The 17804-nt window shown below is 66.1% G+C and carries 16 protein-coding genes and 2 pseudogenes; 7 read left to right on the top strand and 11 right to left on the bottom strand.

Annotation, left to right across the window (positions count from 1 at the left end):
* Window positions 1–60: 60 nt before the first annotated feature.
* Entirely contained in the window at window positions 61–1080 is a 1020-nt protein-coding gene (locus tag V7Q39_RS05735; RefSeq protein WP_333815606.1) for a sterol desaturase family protein, read from the bottom strand.
* A 251-nt stretch (window positions 1081–1331) separates the two neighbouring features.
* Between V7Q39_RS05735 and V7Q39_RS05730 the strand changes: the two genes are divergently transcribed.
* The 3 genes from V7Q39_RS05730 to V7Q39_RS05720 all read left to right on the top strand — a co-directional run bounded on the left by V7Q39_RS05730 (window position 1332) and on the right by V7Q39_RS05720 (window position 4127).
* Window positions 1332–2396: a LacI family DNA-binding transcriptional regulator gene (locus V7Q39_RS05730; RefSeq protein WP_333815605.1), complete on the top strand. Its 1065-nt coding sequence runs from the start codon at window positions 1332–1334 to the stop codon at window positions 2394–2396.
* A 73-nt stretch (window positions 2397–2469) separates the two neighbouring features.
* On the top strand, window positions 2470–3444 hold the full coding sequence (locus V7Q39_RS05725) for an aldo/keto reductase (RefSeq protein WP_333815604.1): 975 nt from the start codon (window positions 2470–2472) through the stop codon (window positions 3442–3444).
* Window positions 3441–4127, top strand: coding sequence for a creatininase family protein (locus V7Q39_RS05720; protein ID WP_333815603.1), 687 nt, complete (start codon window positions 3441–3443; stop codon window positions 4125–4127). Before V7Q39_RS05725 ends, V7Q39_RS05720 begins: the two co-directional genes overlap by 4 nt.
* Before the next feature lie 498 nt (window positions 4128–4625).
* Here V7Q39_RS05720 and V7Q39_RS05715 read toward each other — a convergent pair whose 3' ends face one another.
* The gene (locus V7Q39_RS05715) at window positions 4626–4913 is read right to left on the bottom strand and encodes a helix-turn-helix domain-containing protein (RefSeq protein ID WP_333815602.1); all 288 of its coding nucleotides are present in this window, start codon (window positions 4911–4913) and stop codon (window positions 4626–4628) included.
* 143 nt (window positions 4914–5056) lie between these two features.
* On the opposite strand from V7Q39_RS05715, the gene V7Q39_RS05710 reads away from it, so the two are divergent.
* Window positions 5057–5950 (top strand): hypothetical protein, encoded by an 894-nt coding sequence (locus tag V7Q39_RS05710; RefSeq protein WP_333815601.1) that lies wholly within the window; start codon window positions 5057–5059, stop codon window positions 5948–5950.
* A gap of 158 nt (window positions 5951–6108) precedes the next feature.
* On the opposite strand, the gene V7Q39_RS05705 is transcribed toward V7Q39_RS05710, so the two are convergent.
* Complete coding sequence (locus V7Q39_RS05705; RefSeq protein ID WP_333815600.1) at window positions 6109–7815, bottom strand: FAD-dependent oxidoreductase; 1707 nt, start codon at window positions 7813–7815, stop codon at window positions 6109–6111.
* A gap of 259 nt (window positions 7816–8074) precedes the next feature.
* On the opposite strand from V7Q39_RS05705, the gene V7Q39_RS05700 reads away from it, so the two are divergent.
* Both V7Q39_RS05700 and V7Q39_RS05695 read left to right on the top strand, forming a co-directional pair.
* Window positions 8075–8806 carry an IclR family transcriptional regulator gene (locus V7Q39_RS05700; protein WP_333815599.1) on the top strand — a complete coding sequence of 244 codons (732 nt, stop codon included), beginning with the start codon at window positions 8075–8077 and terminating at the stop codon, window positions 8804–8806.
* On the top strand, window positions 8803–9627 hold the full coding sequence (locus tag V7Q39_RS05695; RefSeq protein ID WP_333815598.1) for an IclR family transcriptional regulator: 825 nt from the start codon (window positions 8803–8805) through the stop codon (window positions 9625–9627). The genes V7Q39_RS05700 and V7Q39_RS05695 overlap by 4 nt, the downstream gene beginning before the upstream one ends.
* Here the strand turns inward: V7Q39_RS05695 and V7Q39_RS05690 are convergent.
* The 5 genes from V7Q39_RS05690 to V7Q39_RS05670 all read right to left on the bottom strand — a co-directional run bounded on the left by V7Q39_RS05690 (window position 9624) and on the right by V7Q39_RS05670 (window position 15286).
* Window positions 9624–10427, bottom strand: a complete 804-nt coding sequence (locus V7Q39_RS05690; RefSeq protein ID WP_333815597.1) for an ABC transporter permease — start codon at window positions 10425–10427, stop codon at window positions 9624–9626. The genes V7Q39_RS05695 and V7Q39_RS05690 overlap by 4 nt on opposite strands.
* A 2-nt stretch (window positions 10428–10429) precedes the next feature.
* Window positions 10430–11626 carry an ABC transporter permease gene (locus V7Q39_RS05685; RefSeq protein ID WP_333815596.1) on the bottom strand — a complete coding sequence of 399 codons (1197 nt, stop codon included), beginning with the start codon at window positions 11624–11626 and terminating at the stop codon, window positions 10430–10432.
* A gap of 26 nt (window positions 11627–11652) precedes the next feature.
* Window positions 11653–12687 (bottom strand): ABC transporter substrate-binding protein, encoded by a 1035-nt coding sequence (locus V7Q39_RS05680; protein WP_333815595.1) that lies wholly within the window; start codon window positions 12685–12687, stop codon window positions 11653–11655.
* Window positions 12688–12767: 80 nt separating this feature from the next.
* The gene (locus tag V7Q39_RS05675) at window positions 12768–14144 is read right to left on the bottom strand and encodes an aminotransferase (protein ID WP_333815594.1); all 1377 of its coding nucleotides are present in this window, start codon (window positions 14142–14144) and stop codon (window positions 12768–12770) included.
* 47 nt (window positions 14145–14191) lie between these two features.
* Window positions 14192–15286 (bottom strand): ABC transporter ATP-binding protein, encoded by a 1095-nt coding sequence (locus V7Q39_RS05670; protein WP_333815593.1) that lies wholly within the window; start codon window positions 15284–15286, stop codon window positions 14192–14194.
* A gap of 352 nt (window positions 15287–15638) precedes the next feature.
* On the opposite strand from V7Q39_RS05670, the pseudogene V7Q39_RS05665 reads away from it, so the two are divergent.
* Window positions 15639–15811 (top strand): annotated as a pseudogene (locus V7Q39_RS05665) (transposase); the annotation flags it as partial.
* A gap of 1 nt (window position 15812) precedes the next feature.
* On the opposite strand, the gene V7Q39_RS05660 reads toward V7Q39_RS05665, so the two are convergent.
* The 3 genes and pseudogenes from V7Q39_RS05660 to V7Q39_RS05650 form a co-directional block, all read right to left on the bottom strand.
* Window positions 15813–16580, bottom strand: a complete 768-nt coding sequence (locus V7Q39_RS05660; RefSeq protein ID WP_333815592.1) for an ABC transporter ATP-binding protein — start codon at window positions 16578–16580, stop codon at window positions 15813–15815.
* Window positions 16577–17566 carry a FecCD family ABC transporter permease gene (locus V7Q39_RS05655; protein WP_333815591.1) on the bottom strand — a complete coding sequence of 330 codons (990 nt, stop codon included), beginning with the start codon at window positions 17564–17566 and terminating at the stop codon, window positions 16577–16579. The genes V7Q39_RS05660 and V7Q39_RS05655 overlap by 4 nt, the downstream gene beginning before the upstream one ends.
* Window positions 17559–17804: pseudogene (locus V7Q39_RS05650) on the bottom strand (iron ABC transporter substrate-binding protein); the annotation flags it as partial. The pseudogene V7Q39_RS05650 and the gene V7Q39_RS05655, both read right to left, overlap by 8 nt.

The following is a 17804-nucleotide window of genomic DNA, read 5'->3' as shown; positions in this document are numbered from 1 at the left end:
TCCGCCGTCCCGGGCGGTCCCATGTTCCCCAACCGCCCTCTGCGCGGCCGGAATTCCGTTTCATTGCGGGGGATTGCCGGCGCGGGCATTCATCCGCGCCTTCTTCTTCGCGAACCGCGCCTGCATCTGCGCGTCGCCGTCCTTTGTCCCGTCGTGCCAGGTGCCGAACAGCCGGTCGAAGGGCATGAGGCCATCCGAATAGTTCACCTCGAAATACTTGTGGTGCAGGTAGTGGGCATAGGCCTGCGTCCCGATGGCGCCATCCTCGCCGGTCTCGATCTTGTCAAAGCCGATGTGACCCACGACCGCACCCGTCCCGGTGACTTGCAGATGGTAGAGGACCAAGAGCGGGTGCGACGGCAGCACCAGATGGATCAGCACGTCCGACCAGTAGAGCAGGTGCTCGACCGGATGCATCGACAGCGACGACCAGGGCGAGGGGTTGACCGAGTTGTGGTGCACCGAATGCACCCATTTGTAGAGCGGCCCCTGATGGATCAGCCAATGGATGCAGAAGAAATGCGTCTCGTGGATCATCGGGACGGCCAGGCCCAGCAGGACCAGCGCCCAGGGATGGGCATCGAAGGTGGTCCAGGGGCCCCAGCCGATGGCCCAGAGGTGCAGCATGACCACCTCGTAGGCGGTCCAGATCGGGACGCCGGTGCCGAAGCTGCGCAGGATGTTGTCGAGGTTCTGGCTGCCGAACCAGAAAACGTCCGACTTCCGGTCCACCGGGAAGAGGGCATTGAACTTGAAGCGGTTGCCCTGCGCGCGCTTGACGTAAAGCCGCAGTTCCAGCGCGCCGTAAAGGACGAAGACGATGGCCGCGTTGCGCAGAAGCAGATAGCCGATCCAGCGCCAGTCATAGACCGCCAGCGTCTCCTTCGCGGGCGTCGCCCAATACCAGAGAGCCGCGCCGATGGCGAAGAACAGCAGGTTCCAGGGCAGGAAATAGCCGGGCAGCCAGGCGAGGAACTTCAGCGGACGCGGAGGCCAGACGAAAAGCGGTGCGCCCTCCAGCCTGCCGCCGGGGGTATAGTCGCCCCGCTTGTTGCGGGTGCCAAAGCGAAGGTCGTCCATGGTTCTTCGGTCTTGCGACCGCCTTTCCTGTCATTGCGCGAGGGATTTTCGGACATGCCGGTACCGGCCAGCAGATGGCGATGCCCCTGCGGCTTTCCTGATGCCCGCCTTGCGGGCCAGGCCGGTTGTGCCTTTGAACTCCCCCGGATCTCTCCCAAGACCCTGGCGCAGACTCATAGCAACGCTTGACAAAATGTCGCACGCTGCGTTGATTGATTTGCATCACATCCAGCCCCGACAGTCGCAACGCCATGCAAAAAAAGGATAAAAAACCTGGCGCGAGGGTAACGCTAGCCGATGTTGCCGCCGCGACCGGGGTCGGCAGCGCAACCGTGGACCGGGTGCTGAACGAACGCGGCAACGTCAGCGACGACATCCGCAAGCGCGTCCTCGGGGCTGCGCGCGATCTGGGGCTGCGTCGGATTCTGCCCTCGACGCACCACCGGCATGTCCGGGTGAACGTGATCCTCGCTCGTCCGGAGCGCCCGCTGATCACCCGGATGGCGAACGAATTCCGCCGCCAGTCGCTGCGGCTTGACCGCAGCATCTCGATCCACCGCACATTACTGAAATACGAAAGCCCCGAGGCGATTGCCGAAGCCATGAGCCGAGGGGGGTTCGACGCGATTATCGTCGATGCACCTGACCACCCGCTGATCCACGCGACGATCCGCGACCTCACCCGCCAGGGCCGCCCCATCGTGACCATTATCTCCGACGTGCCGCAGACCGAACGGCTCGCCTATGCCGGAATCGACCATTACAAGGCCGGCCGGTCAGCCGCCTTCTTCCTCGGCCGCATGAGCTTGCCCGCCAACCGCCCCGGCAAAGTGGTCGTTCTTTGCCACCATATCGGTTTCCAGGCCCATGCCGAACGCATCCGCGGCCTGACCGACCAGTTGCAGGCCGACGCGCCCCACCTGGAACTGGCCGAGATCGTGCGCGGCGGCGACGACCCGCTAATGTCGGAGATGAAACTGAAAGAGGCCTTCCTGCGACACCCCGAAACCACCGGTATCTACAATGCCGGAGCCGGGAACCGGGGCGTTGTCGCTGCGATGCGCGCGGGCCTTCTGCCGCGCCCGCCGATCTTCATCGGCCATGAACTCACCGCTTTCACCTGGGCTTCTCTCCGCGACGGCTCAATGACGCTGACCATCGACCAGAGCCCTGAGCTTCAAGTGCATTACGCGTTGGAGGTCCTGATGCACCACTTCGGCTTCGAGGGTACCGGTCCTGCCGAGCCGCCCTATGTCTCGAACGTGCCCTTCGTGATCTACGGGCCGCAGAACATCCCCGACCTGCCTCCCGCCTGATGCGAAACCATCAGCGCCGGGCTTTGGCCCCGCGCCCCCGCCGCCTATCCGGTCCGGGACAGGGAGGGACAGAATGCGATATCGGACGTTCGGGCGGACCGGTTGGCAGGTGTCGGAGATCGGGTTCGGCGCTTGGCAGATCGGCGGGCAATGGGGCAAGGTCGACGATGCGGCCTCGATCCGCACGTTACTGCATGCCTTCGACCGGGGGATCAATTTCGTCGATACGGCTAAGCTTTACGGGGCAGGGCATTCGGAAACCGTTATCGGCCAGGCCCTGCGGCAATGGCGCGGCGGCAAGGTTTATGTCGCCACCAAGGCGCAGCCCACCGTCTGGCCCGACCCGGACGATCCGTCCCCGGCCCTGCGCGGCCGTTTCCCCGACTGGCATCTGCGGACCAATGTGGAAAACTCACTCCGCCGCCTGGGGGTCGATCGCATCGACCTGTTCCAACTGCACAGCTGGGGTCCGCGCGGGCATCTGGAACTAGACTGGCTGGAGGTGCTGAACGACCTGGGGGCCGAAGGAAAGATCGACCAGATCGGCGTCAGCCTGCGCGACAACCAGCCCCAGGAAGGCGTGGCGCTGGCTCGTCTGGGCCTCGTCGCCAGCGAACAGGTGATCTTCAATCTCTTCGAGCAGCCCCCGCGGGAAGCACTGTTTCCCGCTGCGAAGGCCGGCGGCACCGCCATCATCGCACGGGTGCCGCTCGACTCCGGCTCGCTCGTCGGCAACTGGACCGCCGAACGCTACGCCCGCTTCGAGCCCGGCAGCCAGCCGCACCAGATGTTCCGCGGCAACCGCTTCGCCGAGACCCTGCGGCGGATCGAGGCGCTCAAGGCCGAGGTCGCACCCTTCTTTCCGACGCTGGCCGAGGCCGCGATGCGGTATGTCCTTGCCCATGACGCGGTCAGCACCCTGATCCCCGGCATGAAGACACCAGAGGAGGTGGACATGAACATCCGCTACTGCGACGGCGCGGCCTTCCCGTCGGATCTGCTCGACCGCTTGCCAAGCCACGCCTGGGTCAGGAACTTCTACCGATGATTCGCCAGATCGAACGCCTGCGCCCGCATCAGATCACCGAGGCCCTGCGGGAGGCGTCGCTGATCTACCTTCCCCTGGGCACGATTGAATGGCATTGCCACCACCTGCCCGTGGGACTGGACGCGCTCACTGCGCACGGCCTCTGCCTGCAGGCTGCAGAACGGACGGGTGGGCTGGTCTGGCCGGCGCTCTACTATGGCACGGGAGGCGACCACGGCGACTTCCCCTGGACCGTGATGATGCCCGATGCCACCGAGATCGAGGGCCTCCTGACCTTCACGCTGCGGCGCCTGGGCGATCTTGGCGTAAAACACGCCGTCCTGTTCTCGGGCCATTTCGCCGAGACCCAACTGGAAATGATCGACCGCATCGCTGCGCAGTGGAACCTTCGCCATGACATGCCCAAGGTCACTGCGCTATCGGTCAACCAGGCGCCCGTCCCGGGCCTTTCGCCCGATCACGCGGGCCTGTTCGAGACGACCCTTCTGGATGGCGTCGCTCCCGGTCTTTCCGACATTGGCCGACTGTCCTCCGACCCAGATACCATGCACCGTTTCGACCCCTATTCGCCACTATGGGGAATTGTGGGCGCTGACCCCCGACAAACTCCTCCTATGGCCGGCGCAGAGATCTGTAACCGCGTCGCCGCGTGGATGGAAAACCAGGTGATCGGCACCATGTGATCGAAGGCACACGTGTTCTTGCTGAGCCAGGTCTCCAGAGCGGTCAGAACAGCTGGGTTTCGAATCTGCGATCCCCTGCTCATGGCGAATCCGACGCCCGGGGCGAGCTTTCAGGTAATCGGCGTAAATCGCCGGGAACCCTTGCTTAATGCTTACACCGTTTACCGCACCAGATGCAGAGCGTCGCGTGGGGTCAGCTAGATAATTCGGGTGTAAGTGCCCCTCGGAGCAGCGCATCTGAAAAATGAAAACGGGGCCACCTGGCTCCGTTCGTTCTCGTTTTGATCTGAATAGTTGAGAGCTACCTGCCGTCGATCCACTCGAAGAACCTGAAAGTACCAGGCGGCGATACCGACGCCTATTGCCACAACAGGCACCCAGACCTCAGGATTCATCGTTAGCCTCCTCCTTACTTCTTGGGACAAAATATGGTGCTGACCGCATAAAATGCCACCCCTACTAGCATCCAGACAACGGTGATGCATATCAGAAGTCCACCTAAGCTTCGGCTTCTCGGCTCGACCGTTGTTCTACAGCAGGGGATCCAGAACCGTTCCGCCTCTCTAGCGCCAGGATCAGCGCCGACATCGGGAGGCCCAGCCCCTTGCTAACGGCAGCAAGTGCGCTCAGCGAGGGCTGCCGCCTGCCGGTCTCCAGGAATGAGATGAACCGCACCGATACATCAGCGCGCTCAGCCAGTTCTTCCTGTGTGAGGCCAGCATGTTCACGTCGTTCTCGAAGAACTTCTGCGAATGCGGCGACAAGGGCGGAGTTGCTGCGGTCCATGGCGCGAGGCATCCCGCACACCTTGACCTTGATACACGAACAGTTGTTCCTGTTCGCGCCGTGCTCCTCGATTCAGTGGGGAGTAGGCGCAGAGCATCAAATAGCAAAAATGTCGCCCAATCAACGCGCTGCCCTTCAATTCCTTGGTGGTGGTGGGAGTCCTTGGCCTACTTGCCTACAGGGCGATCAACGCCGTCCGAGGGCATCTGGAGGGGCTGGAGGCTGAAGCCGCGCTGGCGCAGGAAGAGCGCAAGCAGGAAATTGCGCTGGTGGCAGCCCAGGAAGCAGCACAGGCCGAAGTGCTCGGCAGACTGGCGCAAGGCGATGTCGCCCTGGTCGCCGAACTGATCGACGCGTGCATCGAGAGTGTCCGTGGGCCGAGCGTATACTCCATGATCCCCGATAGAAGAGATCCCGGCGACGTTCGGATGCATCTGAAGGGGTTGTCCCAGTATGACGTGTCCAGGATGCTGGCCTATCTTGCCCTGCCCGAGCTGGGGGACCAGGCGTTTCTGTCCGCGACGGCGAGGGAGACGCTTGAGCGAAAGGAAAAGACCGGCGCCGTAGCTCTGGAGATTGCGATGACCTACGAGATGGAAGGGTTCGTCGGCTTCAAGAAGGGTTGGGGCATCATGACCTGCTCACTGCGTAGCGGTCAGCCTTATGAGATTACATCGAGCAACTCTACATGGAGTGAGGGAAGCCGAGCCAAGGGGGACTGGGGTAACATGGCGCCCCAGCGCCCCTCTCCGATCTCTGGCGTAGTGCAGCCGTTGTTCCTGCGGTCGGCCACCGGAAATCGGGGCAACCAACAATGTGCGTGCTCTGTGTGGAGCACGGCCTTTGCGCCATACCGCCCCGCAGACTCACGGAGAGTCGATCTGAGGGGGGGAGTGGTCACATTGCCGTGGGTGAGGGCGGTCGAGCGGCTCGGCCCTCAGACGGTATCTTGCAGAACGCCAGAATGGCTTTCTTGGTCGTTTTACTCATCTGGTTGGATCTCGGCGCAGTTTCGTCGTTTGAGCGCGCGCGAATGAAAATAGAATAACAATCTGAAATATATATGATTTCTTCTTCGTTCTGTACACTGCGAATTGCAGCGTGTCTCAATCCGCTGCTCTACCTGCTAAGGAAATCAGGCGCACGAGTATGACACGAGAGTCCCGAGCCCAATGGGGTAGGGGCAAGTCACAGTTCAGCGGTTCGCCCCGGCCATGTGGCGGGCCGCGATATAGCCGAAGGTGATCGCCGGGCCCAGGGTGATCCCGCCGCCCGGGTAGTTGCCGCCCATGATCGAGGCGGCGTCGTTGCCCACGGCATAGAGACCGGCAATGGCGCTCTTGTTCTCGTCCAGTACCTGGCCGTTCTCGTTCGCCTTCAGTCCGGCGAAGGTTCCCAGGTCGCCGACATGCAGACGGACGGCGTAGAACGGCGCCTTTTCCAGCGGCGCGACGCAGGGGTTCGGCTTCTGATCGGGGTCGCCAAGCGAGCGGTTGTAGCTGGTGGACCCCTTGCCGAACTCGGGGTCCTCGCCCCGTCTCGCCCCTTCGTTGAACCGGGCGACGGTGCGCTCGGTCTCGGCCGGATCGGCGCCGATGCGGCCGGCGAGGTCGGCGATGCTGCCGCCCCGCAGGATGTAGCCGTCGCGGATCAGGTGCCGGAAGGGCACGGGCGCCGGCTTGGCGAAGCCGAGGCCGTATTTGCGGAAGGCCCGGTGGTCGGCGATGAACCAGGCGGCGATCTCGGCAGTTTCGCCGCCTTCCTCGCGGCAGCGCTTCACCATGGCCTGGCAGAAGTCGTGATAGCTTTGCGCCTCGTTCACAAAGCGGCGACCCGAGCGGGTGATGGCGATGATCCCGGGCTTTGAGCGGTCGACGAAATGCGGAAAGGTGCCGAACGTTCCGTCCGGCTTGCGCGGGCGCGAGACCGGCACCCAGGCGGCGGAATGCGGCAGGCTGGTGTCGACGCTGCCCCCGGCGGATTCGCCAAGGCGCAAGCCGTCGCCGGTGTTGCCGGGCGGCGCGGGCGAGACATGCTCGTGCCCGGAAGGCGCGTGCGGCATCAGCGCCTTGCGGCGCACGGCATCCTGCGGAAATCCGCCCGCCGCCAGCACGACCCCCTTGCGGGCGAAGACCTCGACCGACCCGTCGGGGCAGGTGACGACCGCCCCGGCGATCCTGTCGCCGTCGCGCAACAGCCGCTGCGCCGGCGACGATGTCCAGATCTCCACCCCGCTGTCGAAGGCGGATTTCGCCAGCCGCCCGACAAGCGCGTTGCCGTTCATCAGCCGCATCGGCCGACCGTGAACCGCCATGTCCCAGAGGAACTTCAGGAACAGCCGCCCGACATACAGCGCCGAGACCGGCGAGCGGGTGACGTTGAAGAAATGCAGCAGTTCCTTGCCGGAGCCGATCATCATGCCGAGGAAGGTGATTTCCTGCAGTGGCGGGCGCAGGCGGCGGATCTCGGGGCCGAGGTCGCGCCCGTCGAAGGGGCGGGCTACGATCGACCGGCCGCCGTCCATGCCGCCCGGCGCGGTGGGGTGGTAGTCGGCGAAGAAGGGGCCGAGATCGAACTGCAGAGAGGTCTTCGTCTCGTAGAATTCCACCGCTTCCGGCCCGGCGGCCAGGAAGGCATCGACGCGGGGGGCATCGAAATGCGCGCCGGTCTCGTGCTGCAGGTAGGTGCGGGCCTTCTCGGGGCTGTCCTGGATGCCGGCGCGGCGGGCCGGACCGCTGTTCGGCACCCACATCCATCCGCCCGATCGGGCGGTGGTGCCGCCGAAGACCGGCTCCTTCTCCGCCACGATGACCGACAGGCCGCGATGCGCCGCCGAGACCGCCGTTGCAAGGCCCGCCGCCCCCGATCCGACGACAAGCACATCCACGTCCCGGCGCTTCATGGCAATTCCTTCTGCTCGGCGATGGCTGGACGCGCTTGCCGATATTCGTTATATCCTAATTAATTATCTTATAGATAAAATCAGCGTGCTGCCAAGCACAATCTCTCCCATCGACGTTCTGATGCGGCGTCATTGATTTCCCTTGCAGAAAGTGCTTGATCCGACGAGAGGCTCCGGGAGAGCGCAGCGTCCGGCCCGGCATCTTCGGCCCGCTCGCAGACCGATCCGCGCAGCACAAGGCAACAGGCGGAAAACGACGGTGTCCAGCGGCCGCGGCATACAATCCATCGAAATCGGCGGCCGGCTTCTGGCCAGCCTGGCCCGGCAATCCGGCCCGCGGATGCTGCGCGACCTTGCGCAGGAAAGCGATCTGGTCCCCGCGCAGGCCCATGCCTATCTCAGCAGCCTGTGCCGGGTCGGTCTGGTCGAGCAGGACAGCCGCACCGGCCAGTATCGGCTGGGTGCCTTCGCCATGCGGATCGGGCTGGCGAGGCTTCGGTCGGTCGATCTGTACCGAAGGGCCGGCACGGCGGCGCATCGGCTGTCGGAAGCCACCGGCCTGATGGTGATCCTCGTCGCCTGGGGGCCGCAGGGGCCGGCGGCGGTGCAGGTGTCGGGCGGGGCATCGCTGAACCTCAACATCCGCCGCGGCACCTCGTTTGCGTTGCAGGGCACGGCAGCGGGGCATGTCTTCGCCGCATGGTCACCGCAGGCCGAGGCGGCAGAGATGGACAGTGCCGCGGCGATCGAGGTCGAGGCCACGCGCGAGCGCGGCTACGGCATCGCGCGGAACTCTCCCATCCCCGGGATCAGCGCCTTCTCTGCACCGGTCTTCGATGCGGCTGGCCGGCTGGCGCTGGCGCTGACCATAGTCGGTGCCAGCGATGCCCTTCCCGACCCCAACCCGGTGCTGGACGACCTGCTGCGCCTGACCCGCGCCCTGTCGCTGCCAGCCGGGACCGATGAACCGCAGGGCAGGGCGCAGGCATGAGAAAGGCGACCGGCGCAGCGGCGCTTGACCAGATCCTGCCTCGCAAGGAGGCCCGGGGTGTGCAGTCCATCGAGGTCGGAGGCCGCATCCTTGCGGCGCTGGCCGAAGCCTCGTGCCCGATGATGCTGAAGGATCTGGCCGCGTTGGCCGGGATCGCCCCGGCGCAGGCCCATGCCTATCTGCTCAGCTATCGCCGCATCGGGCTGGTCGAACAGGAAGAGGCGACGGGTCGCTATCAGTTCGGACCCCTTGCGCTGGACCTGGCCATCGGGCGGATGACCGACCTGAACCCCGACCTGATCGCCACCGAAATTGCGCAGGATCTGTCGCAGCGCAGCGGCATGACGGTCGCGATCGTCGCCTGGGGCGCCTTCGGGCCGGGGGTGATCGCGCTCGTGGAAGGCCAGCACCAGATCCACATGAACACCAGGGCCGGTACGATCTATTCGCTGACCGGAACGGTCTCGGGCCGGGTCTTCGCGGCCCATATGCCCGAACGGATCGTGCGGGACATGCTGCGCCTGCAGGCCCGGCCCGACATCCGCAGCGGCATCGTCGGGCAATTGCACGACTATCGGGTGTCCGAGATGGAAGAGATCCGCCGCAAGGGCTATGCCAGCTTCGATCCGCTGCCGGTGCCGGGCGTTGCCGCGATCTCGGCCCCGGTCTTCGATGACGTCGGCGGCATCCGGCTGGCGCTGACGATGATCAGCTCGGCCAAGCGACTGGGGCCCGAGGGATTGGCGCCGCAGGCCCCGACGCTGGTGGCCGCCGCGCGCCACCTGTCGCAGCAGCTGGGCCACGACCCGGCGGCGCGCTAGGCCCCTTGCCGCCGCGCCGACCGCCGCCGCAGCCATTCCACCGTCGACAGCAGCAGCACCGCCGTCACCATCATGAACAGTGCTGCCGCCGCGATGGCCGGGCTGACGTTCTCGCGCATCCCCGAGAACATCTGCAATGGCAGGGTCCGTTGCGATGGCCCGGCGAGGAAGAGCGAGGTGATCACCTCGTCGAACGAGATCGAGAAGGCGAAGACCGTCCCCGCCAGCACGCCCGGCAGGATCAGCGGCAGCGTGACCCGCCGGAACGCCGTCAGCGGCGGGGCGCCGAGGCTGAGCGCGGCGCGGAACAGCCGCTCGTCATAGCCCCTCAGCGTCGCGGCGACCGTGGTCACCACGAAGGGCACGCCGAGGCCGGCATGGACGAGGATCAGCCCGGCGAAGGTGCCCTGCAATCCCCAGCGGACGAAGGCCAGGTAGGTGCCGACCGCCAGCACGGCGATCGGCATCACCACCGGCATCAGGAACAGACCCATCTGCGGCGCCCGCCAGAAGGCGCGGGTCTTCGACAGGCCAAGCGCCGCCGCCGTCCCCAGCACGGTCGCGATCAGCGCCGCGCAGGTCGAGATGAAAAGCGAATTGCGGATCGGCGGCAGCCACTGGTCCGACAGCAGGATTTCCTCGATCCAGCGCAACGAGAAGCCGCGCATCGGATAGGTCAGGAAGTCGCTGTCGTTGAAGGCCAGCGGCGCCACGACCAGAAGCGGCAACACAAGGAAGACCAGCGTCGCCCCGCAGAACAGCCGGAAGACGCCGGCCCAGAGGATCTCGATCGCGCGCATCCTCAGCCCCTCACCATCCGCAGGCTGCGGCGCGCGGCCAGTGCTCCGTACAGCCCGCAGATCGCCAGCGTCATCACCAGAAGCCCGCTGGCCAGCGCGGCGGCGATGCCCCAGTTGCCGGTCTGCAGCGTATGGCTGGCGATGTTGTAGCTGATCATCTGGTCGCCCGCCCCGCCGAGGAGCAGTGGCACCACGTAAAGGCCCAATGTCATGGTGAAAACCAAGAGCGCCGAGGCGCCGACGGCGGGTAGCGTCTGCGGCACGTAGACTCGCCAGAACGCCTCGTAGGGATGGGCGCCGAGAGACGTGGCGGCGCGCATCTGCTCGGGTGGGATGCCGCGCATGGTGGCGTGGACTGGCAGGGTCACGAAGGGGATCATCACATGGATCATCGCAGCATAGACGGCGCCGCGGGTGAACAGCAGTTCCAGCGGCGCATCGACAGCGCCGAGCGCTAGCAGAAGCGTATTCAGCGGCCCGTCCTTCTGGAAGATGATCAGCCAGGAGGCGGTGCGCGCCAGAAGCGAGGTCCAGAATGGCACCATGACCAGGAAGACCATCAGCGCCGCCCGGCGGGCGGGCTGTTTCGAGATCATGTAGGCCAGCGGATAGCCGATGCCGACGGCCGAGGCGGTGACGACCAGGGCCATCCAGAAACTGCGCACATAGATCAGGCTGTAGATGCCCGGCTTCGGCTGGCCATCCTCCCAGCTTAGATCCGCGACGCGCCGATAATAGGCCGGGGTGTAGCGGTGCGACAGCTCGCGCAGCGCGTCCCAGACCTCGGGCCTGTGCCAGCGCCCGTCCTCGGCCAGCCGCTTCGCCGCCTCTTCCGGCGGCAGGTCGCGCACCACCTTGGCCGAGGCGATCAGCAGACTGCGCAGCCGCGGCTCGAAATAGTTCAGCGTGGAGCCGGCGGTGGCCACGGCCGTGCTGTCGGCTGCCCGAAGATCGATTGCCAGCAGCAGGAAGATCGCGTCGGAGGGCACCTCGGCGCCCCCTGCAAGCGCCCCCGTTACCCCCGGCAGCGTATCGACCACCGCATCCACCTTGAACGAGCGGAGCAGCATACTGCCGATGGGGTAGAGGAAGACAAAGCCCAGGAAGAGAAGCAGGGGAACCGTAAGCAGCGTCCGGCCGCCCTGCATCATCCGCCCCAGACGGAGGATGCTCGGCCCTGTACCACGCGCTGCTGCCACTCCTCCTGCTCCTCTTCCTGTCTGCGTCACTGCATCGCCCATTCCTGGAAACGAGCATTCAACGCATCACCGTTCTCGACCCAGAAGTCCGGGTCCAGAGGAATCGCACCCTTCAGGTTTTCCGGGGCCGAGGGCAGGAGCGAAATCCGTGCGGGGTCGACCAAAGCCGCCGACTTGGTGTTCGATACGCCATAGTCGTAGATATTCATGAACTCGGCCCCGGTTTCCGGCGTGGCCCATTTGGCCAGGAACTTCGTTGCCGCCTCGACGTTCTTCGACCCTTTCAGGATCACCCAGGCATCGCCGTAGAACTGCGAGCCTTCCCAGAGATAGCGGATGTCCTGACCCGAGGCATTGGCCCCCGACAGCCGGCCCGAGGGGAACATGGTCATCACCACGTCGCCCGAGGCCAAGAGCTGCGCCGGGGTGGATGACCCTTCCCAGAACACGGTCTGGTCCTTGATTGTGTCCAGCTTGGCGAAGGCGCGGTCCACGCCCTCTTCGGTGGCCAGCACGGTATAGATGTCGGCCGGGGCGACGCCGTCTGCCAGCAGGGCGAATTCCAGCACATGCTTCGGCCCCTTGCGGAAGCCGCGCTTGCCGGGGAATTTCTCTAGGTCGAAGAAATCCGCCCAGGAGGTCGGCGCGGCGGTCTGCTTGCTGCCGTCCCAGGCCAGGCCCCACGAGGCCAGAATGGTGCCGACGCCGCATTCGTTCGACCAGTCCGGCAGGAAATCCTCGCGCACGCCGATGGCGGACCAGTCGAGCTCCTCGAAGAGACCCTCCTCGCAGCCCTGACGCAGCTCTTCGGCCTCGACCTCGATCACGTCCCAGCTGGAGGCGCCGCCCTCGACCTGCGCGCGCAGGGTGCCGACGCCGCCGTTCCAGGTGTCCTCGACCACCTTGATCCCGGTCTCGGCGGTCAAGGGGTCGTAAAGCGCGGTGCGGAAGGCATCGGTGAAAGGGCCACCCCAGTTGACGACCGTCAGTTCCTGCGCCTGCGCGCCTGCGGCAAGGGTCAGGGCGAAGGCTCCGCCCAGATATCCGGCTTTCAGTCTCATGTGCGTCATCCCTGTTCTCTGTTGTCGTTTCACGGTTTTCGGCAGGCCCGCTATCGGCGGGGCTGCGGTCTTCAGCCGTCCTAGAACGGGCGGGTGGTCTGGATCACGTCCAGCGTGGCGCGCAGCCGGTCGCACAGGTTGTCGATCTCGGCCTCGGTGATGATCAGCGGCGGAGAGAGCACGACGGCATCCCCCGCCTCGCGCAGCGCCAGCCCGTGCCGGAGCGCCTCCTTGCGCACATCCGAGCCGATGGCGTGGCGCGGCAGGAAGCCAGTCTTCGTCGCCTTGTCCGACACCAGCTGCAGCGCGCCCATCATGCCGATGCCGCGCACCTCGCCCACCAGCGGGTGGTCGGCGAAGCCGGCCAGGCGGGCTTGCAGATGCCTGCCGACGCGGGCGGCATGGCCCATCACATCCTCCTCCTCGTAGATCTTCAGCGTCTCCAGCGCGACGGCGGCGCAGACCGGATGGCCCGCATGGGTCACGCCGTGCCAGAAGGCGCCGATCTCGTCCGACTGCCGCGCCATCACGCCAGCGATTTCCTCCGAAACCAGCGTCGCCGAGATCGGCTGCACCCCGGCGGCCAGCTGTTTGCCGCAGGTCAGGATGTCGGGCCGGATGCCGTAGACATCGCTGCCCCACCAGCTGCCCGCACGGCCGAAGCCGCAGATGATCTCGTCGGCGATGAACAGGATGTCGTGCTTGCGCAGGATCGGCTGGATCAGGTCGAAATAGCCCTTGGGCGGCAGGATCACTCCGCCCGAGCCGATCACCGGCTCGGCGATGAAGGCGCCGATGGTATGCGGCCCCTCGCGTTCGATCAGGCTTTCCAGGTTGCCGGCCAACCGGCGGGCGAAGGCCTCTTCGCTTTCGCCCTCCTGCGCATACTTCCAGTAGTGCGGGCTGTCGGTGTGGCGGGCGAAGGACAGCGGCAGGTCGTACTGGCGGTGCATGTTCGGGATGCCGGTCAGGCTGGATGAGGCCAGCGTCGTGCCGTGATAGCCCCCCATCCGGCCGATCACCTTCTTCTTCCGGTGCAGGCCGCGGGCGTTGTTGTAGTACCAGACCAGCTTGACCGCCGCGTCATTGGCCTCGGAGCCCGAATTCGAGAACAGCACCCGGCTCAGCCCCTCCGGCGCCAGCTCGATCAGCCTGTCGGCCAGCTGGATCGCCGCCTCATGCGAGCGGGAAAAGAAGAGGTGCGAATAGGGCAGGCGGTCGATCGCCCGCGCGGCCGCATCGCGCAGCCGGGGAACGGTGAAGCCCAGAGAAGCGCACCAGAGCCCGCTCAACGCCTCGATGTAGCGGTTGCCCGCCTCGTCGATCAGCCAGACGCCCTCGCCGCCGGCGACGATGAAGGGGCCCTCTTCGGCATGGGTCTTCAGATTGGTGCCGAGGTGGATGACATGGTCGATGTCATCCTGGCGCAGGCGGTTCGAGGCAGGGGTGTTCGTCATGGCTCTTTTCCGATGTCTGGCCGGGTCACGGGCCGTTTCTTGGCCCGTTATCCGGCAATGACCACACAATTTTCCGAGGGCAGCGACAGGTCCAGCGCATGTCCGCTGCGGATCTGCGCCGCATCGGCCAGAGGCACCTTGATCGACAGGAGCATCCCGGGAGTCACCTCGACCCCGCATTTGACGTGGTCGCCGTAATACATATGGCCGACGATCCGGCCCGAGACCCGGGTCGCCCCCGGCGGCGTCTCGGCGCCGCATGCGACGCCGATGCGTTCGGGCCTCAGGGCCACCACGACCGCGCTGCCGGCGGGCAGGGCCGAAGGGGCGGCGCGCAACTGCTGGCCGCCGATCTCGACCAGGCTTTCCAGGGTGCCGGGCCGGACCATCCTGCCGCGCAGGACGTTGTTTTCACCCAGGAATCCGGCGACGAATTCGTTGGCGGGGCGCTCGTACAGCTCTTCGGCCGTGCCCAGCTGGGCGATCCGGCCGTTGTCGAAGACGGCGACCCGGTCGGACATGGTGATCGCCTCGCCCTGGTCATGGGTGACATAGATCACCGTCACCCCCAGCATGGCGTGAAGCTGCTTCAGCTCCACCTGCATCTGTTCGCGCAGCACCCGGTCCAGCGCGCCCAGCGGTTCGTCCATCAGCACGATCCGCGGATTGAAGACCAGCGCCCGCGCGATGGCGACCCGCTGCTGCTGGCCGCCGGACAGCTGTGAAGGCATCCGGTCCTCAAACCCCTCCAGCCGCACCATGGCCAGCGCCCGGCGGGCAGCCGCCGCCTGGTCGCTGCGGGATTTGCGGCGGACGGCCAGCGGAAAGCAGACGTTCTCCAGCACCGTCATGTGCGGGAAGAGAGCATAGCTCTGGAACACCACGCCGATGTCGCGCTGCCAGGACGGGGTGGCGGTGATGTCGCGGTCCTGCAGTTCGATGACACCAGAGGTGGGCCGCTCGAACCCGGCCAGCATCATCAGGCTGGTGGTCTTGCCCGAGCCCGAGGGCCCGAGCAGCGTCAGGAACTCGCCCTCGGCGACGTCAAGGTTGAGCGTGTCGACGGCCAACTTGCCGCCGGCATAGGCCTTCCGCACATCGCGGAACCGGATGATCGGGGCCTTGCCGTCTGTCGCGGTCATCTGGACCAACTGGCAACCTCTCCTGTTTCGCCCACCTTCTCCGGCCGGGTCGCGATCCGATCTGCGCAAGATGGGCGCAGGTCTGCTGATGATTCATTTATGACTAACTAATTAGTAAATGCAATATGGATCTTTCGGGAGGTGCCCCGTCACCATCGCCGTATCGGTCCCTGCGCGAGGTTGCGCCTGTGTCGCGCTTTGGGGATCGCGCGCGGCGACCGATTGGACCCCACTCGCCTTCGTCGTCCACGATGAACTCGGCTACCCGGATACCTGACGACGGTCTGGGCTCTGGTTGCAACGATCAGCCTCGCGAATTCATCTTGTGAACTCAGCGTGATAGCTTGACGTCATGAGCAGGCCAGCATCCCCGAGCGACAAGAACCAGAACTGGTCGTCCTACAATGAAGCACGCAAGCGCCGGGGCTCGCTGACTATCTGGCTCGATCCGGCTATGAGCTGGGAAGTCCGTCCCCCCGCAGGCGCGGCCGCCAGCCCAACTACAATGACGTGGCGATCCAGAGCCTCAGCCCCGGAAATGCAGCTCTCCGTTCGACAGGCTCTCGCGGCGGAGGGGGATGTCGTAGACTGCGGACAGCCGCTCCGCCGTCATCACATCGCGCACCAGGCCGCTCGCCAGCACCTGACCCCGGCCGACCAGCAGGGCGGCGTCGCCCAGGGCGGCGGCTTGGTCGGGATCGTGGGTGGACAGGATCACTGCGGTGCCCCGTTCGGCCAAAGCCCGTATCGCCTGCCCCACCCGGATGCGGTTGGCGAAATCGAGGCTGGCGGTCGGCTCGTCCATCACCACGATCTGCGCGCCCTGCGCCAGCGCGCGGGCGATCAGGATCATCTGGCGCTGGCCGCCGGAAAGCCGGGTGATCTCTTCCCCCGCCAGCCCGGCGATGCCGAGGCTTTCCATCGCCGCCATCGCCAGCCAGGTTTCCGCCCGGCCGGGGCGGGCGAAGGGGCCGAGATGCGCCGAGGCGCCCATCAGCACCAGGTCGAGGGCGCGGAAGGCGAAGGGCGTGGTCAGCGCTTGCGGCACATGGGCCAGCACCTGCGCGACCTCGGACCGCGGTATCCCGGCCAGCGGGCGGCCCGCGAGCAGGATCTCGCCCGCCAACGGGGGCAAGAGGCCCAGAAGGGTGCGGAAGAGCGTGGTCTTGCCCGCGCCATTGGGCCCGAGCAGACACAGGATCCGCCCCGGCCCAAGCGACAGGTCGATGCCGGACAGCACCGCGCGCCCGCGATGGCCGACGCCAAGGCCGCGGGCTTCCAAAAGCGGGCTCATTCCGCCCATCCCCGGCTGCCTCGCGCCAGAAGCCAGACGAAGACCGGCGCGCCGAGGACGGCAGTCAGGATGCCCAGGGGCACCTCCATTTGGGCCAGGGAGCGGGCGGCGGTGTCGACCAGCACCATGAACGCCGCGCCGATCAGGGCGGCGGCAGGAAGCAGCCGGTCGAAGCGCGGGCCGGTCATCAGCCGCGCCATATGCGGCACCATCAGCCCGATCCAGCCGACGACTCCGGCCATGGATACCGCTGCCGAGGTCATCAGCGTGGCGCAGGCGATGATCAGAAGGCGCAGGCGCGTGGCCTCGACCCCCAGGGTCTTGGCTTCGTCGTCGCCAAGCGCCAGAAGGCCGATCCGCCAGCGCAGGAGGACAAGCGGCAAGAGCCCGATCAGGATCGGCGGCAGGGCAGCGGCGACATCTGCGCGCTTGGCTCCGGCCAGGCTGCCCATCAGCCAGAAGGTGATGGCGGGCAGTTGCTGCTCGGGGTCGGCCATGAGCTTGACGAGCGAGATGCCGGCACCGGCCAGCGCCCCGACCGCAATGCCGCAGAGCACCATGACCAGCACCTGCCCGCCGCCGCGGAGCGAGAGCGACAGGCCCAGCACCAGCCCGACGGTGGCAAGGCCGGTGGCAAAGCCGGTCAACTGGATCATCAGCACCGGCAGGCCGAGAAGGATGCCGAGAACCGCTCCGAACCCCGCCCCCGCCGAAACGCCAAGGATATCGGGCGAGACCAGCGGATTGCGAAAGGCGGTCTGGTAGGCCGCCCCCGCCGCCGCGAGCGCGGCGCCCACCAGCGCCGCCGCAAGGACGCGCGGCAGGCGGATGTTCCACAGCACGGTGGAGGCCTGGGTGTCTCCGCCCCCGGCCAGCACGGCGCCGATCTGGCGCAGCGACAGCGGGAAGGGTCCGATCACCACCCCTGCCAGCAGCGCGGCGACAAGGCCCGCCAAGAGCAGGGGCGCAAGCCGCCGTTCAGTCACCCAGAAGCGCCGAAACCGCAGCCTCGTCCAACTTCACGCCGTAAAAGAGGTCGTAGAAGCCAGCCACGTCCGCCCGCAGGTCGCCCTTGGCATGGTCGGGATAAAGCTTGTGCGCCAGCCATTTCAACCCGATCAGCCGGTTGACCGAGGGCGGACGATCGATGAAGCCGAAGGGCGCCGCCGGGGCCAGGTAGACCCGGCCATTCGCCACCGCCGGGATGCCCTGCCACTCCGGCAT

This window comes from Tabrizicola sp., from assembly GCF_036781545.1.
Taxonomy (GTDB): Bacteria; Pseudomonadota; Alphaproteobacteria; order Rhodobacterales; family Rhodobacteraceae; genus Tabrizicola.
Note: the sequence above shows the minus strand (reverse complement) of the source record. Positions and strands in the feature narration are given on the sequence as shown.

Bases quoted from the DNA above. Each gene is read 5' to 3' on its own strand.
- V7Q39_RS05670 (WP_333815593.1), bottom strand. From the start codon at position 15,286: ATGACCGCGACAGACGGCAAGGCCCCGATCATCCGGTTCCGCGATGTG.
- V7Q39_RS05735 (WP_333815606.1), bottom strand. From the start codon at position 1,080: ATGGACGACCTTCGCTTTGGCACCCGCAACAAGCGGGGCGACTATACC.
- V7Q39_RS05715 (WP_333815602.1), bottom strand. From the start codon at position 4,913: ATGGACCGCAGCAACTCCGCCCTTGTCGCCGCATTCGCAGAAGTTCTT.
- V7Q39_RS05720 (WP_333815603.1), top strand. From the start codon at position 3,441: ATGATTCGCCAGATCGAACGCCTGCGCCCGCATCAGATCACCGAGGCC.
- V7Q39_RS05730 (WP_333815605.1), top strand. From the start codon at position 1,332: ATGCAAAAAAAGGATAAAAAACCTGGCGCGAGGGTAACGCTAGCCGAT.
- V7Q39_RS05695 (WP_333815598.1), top strand. From the start codon at position 8,803: ATGAGAAAGGCGACCGGCGCAGCGGCGCTTGACCAGATCCTGCCTCGC.
- V7Q39_RS05690 (WP_333815597.1), bottom strand. From the start codon at position 10,427: ATGCGCGCGATCGAGATCCTCTGGGCCGGCGTCTTCCGGCTGTTCTGC.
- V7Q39_RS05660 (WP_333815592.1), bottom strand. From the start codon at position 16,580: ATGAGCCCGCTTTTGGAAGCCCGCGGCCTTGGCGTCGGCCATCGCGGG.
- V7Q39_RS05675 (WP_333815594.1), bottom strand. From the start codon at position 14,144: ATGACGAACACCCCTGCCTCGAACCGCCTGCGCCAGGATGACATCGAC.
- V7Q39_RS05680 (WP_333815595.1), bottom strand. From the start codon at position 12,687: ATGAGACTGAAAGCCGGATATCTGGGCGGAGCCTTCGCCCTGACCCTT.
- V7Q39_RS05705 (WP_333815600.1), bottom strand. From the start codon at position 7,815: ATGAAGCGCCGGGACGTGGATGTGCTTGTCGTCGGATCGGGGGCGGCG.
- V7Q39_RS05725 (WP_333815604.1), top strand. From the start codon at position 2,470: ATGCGATATCGGACGTTCGGGCGGACCGGTTGGCAGGTGTCGGAGATC.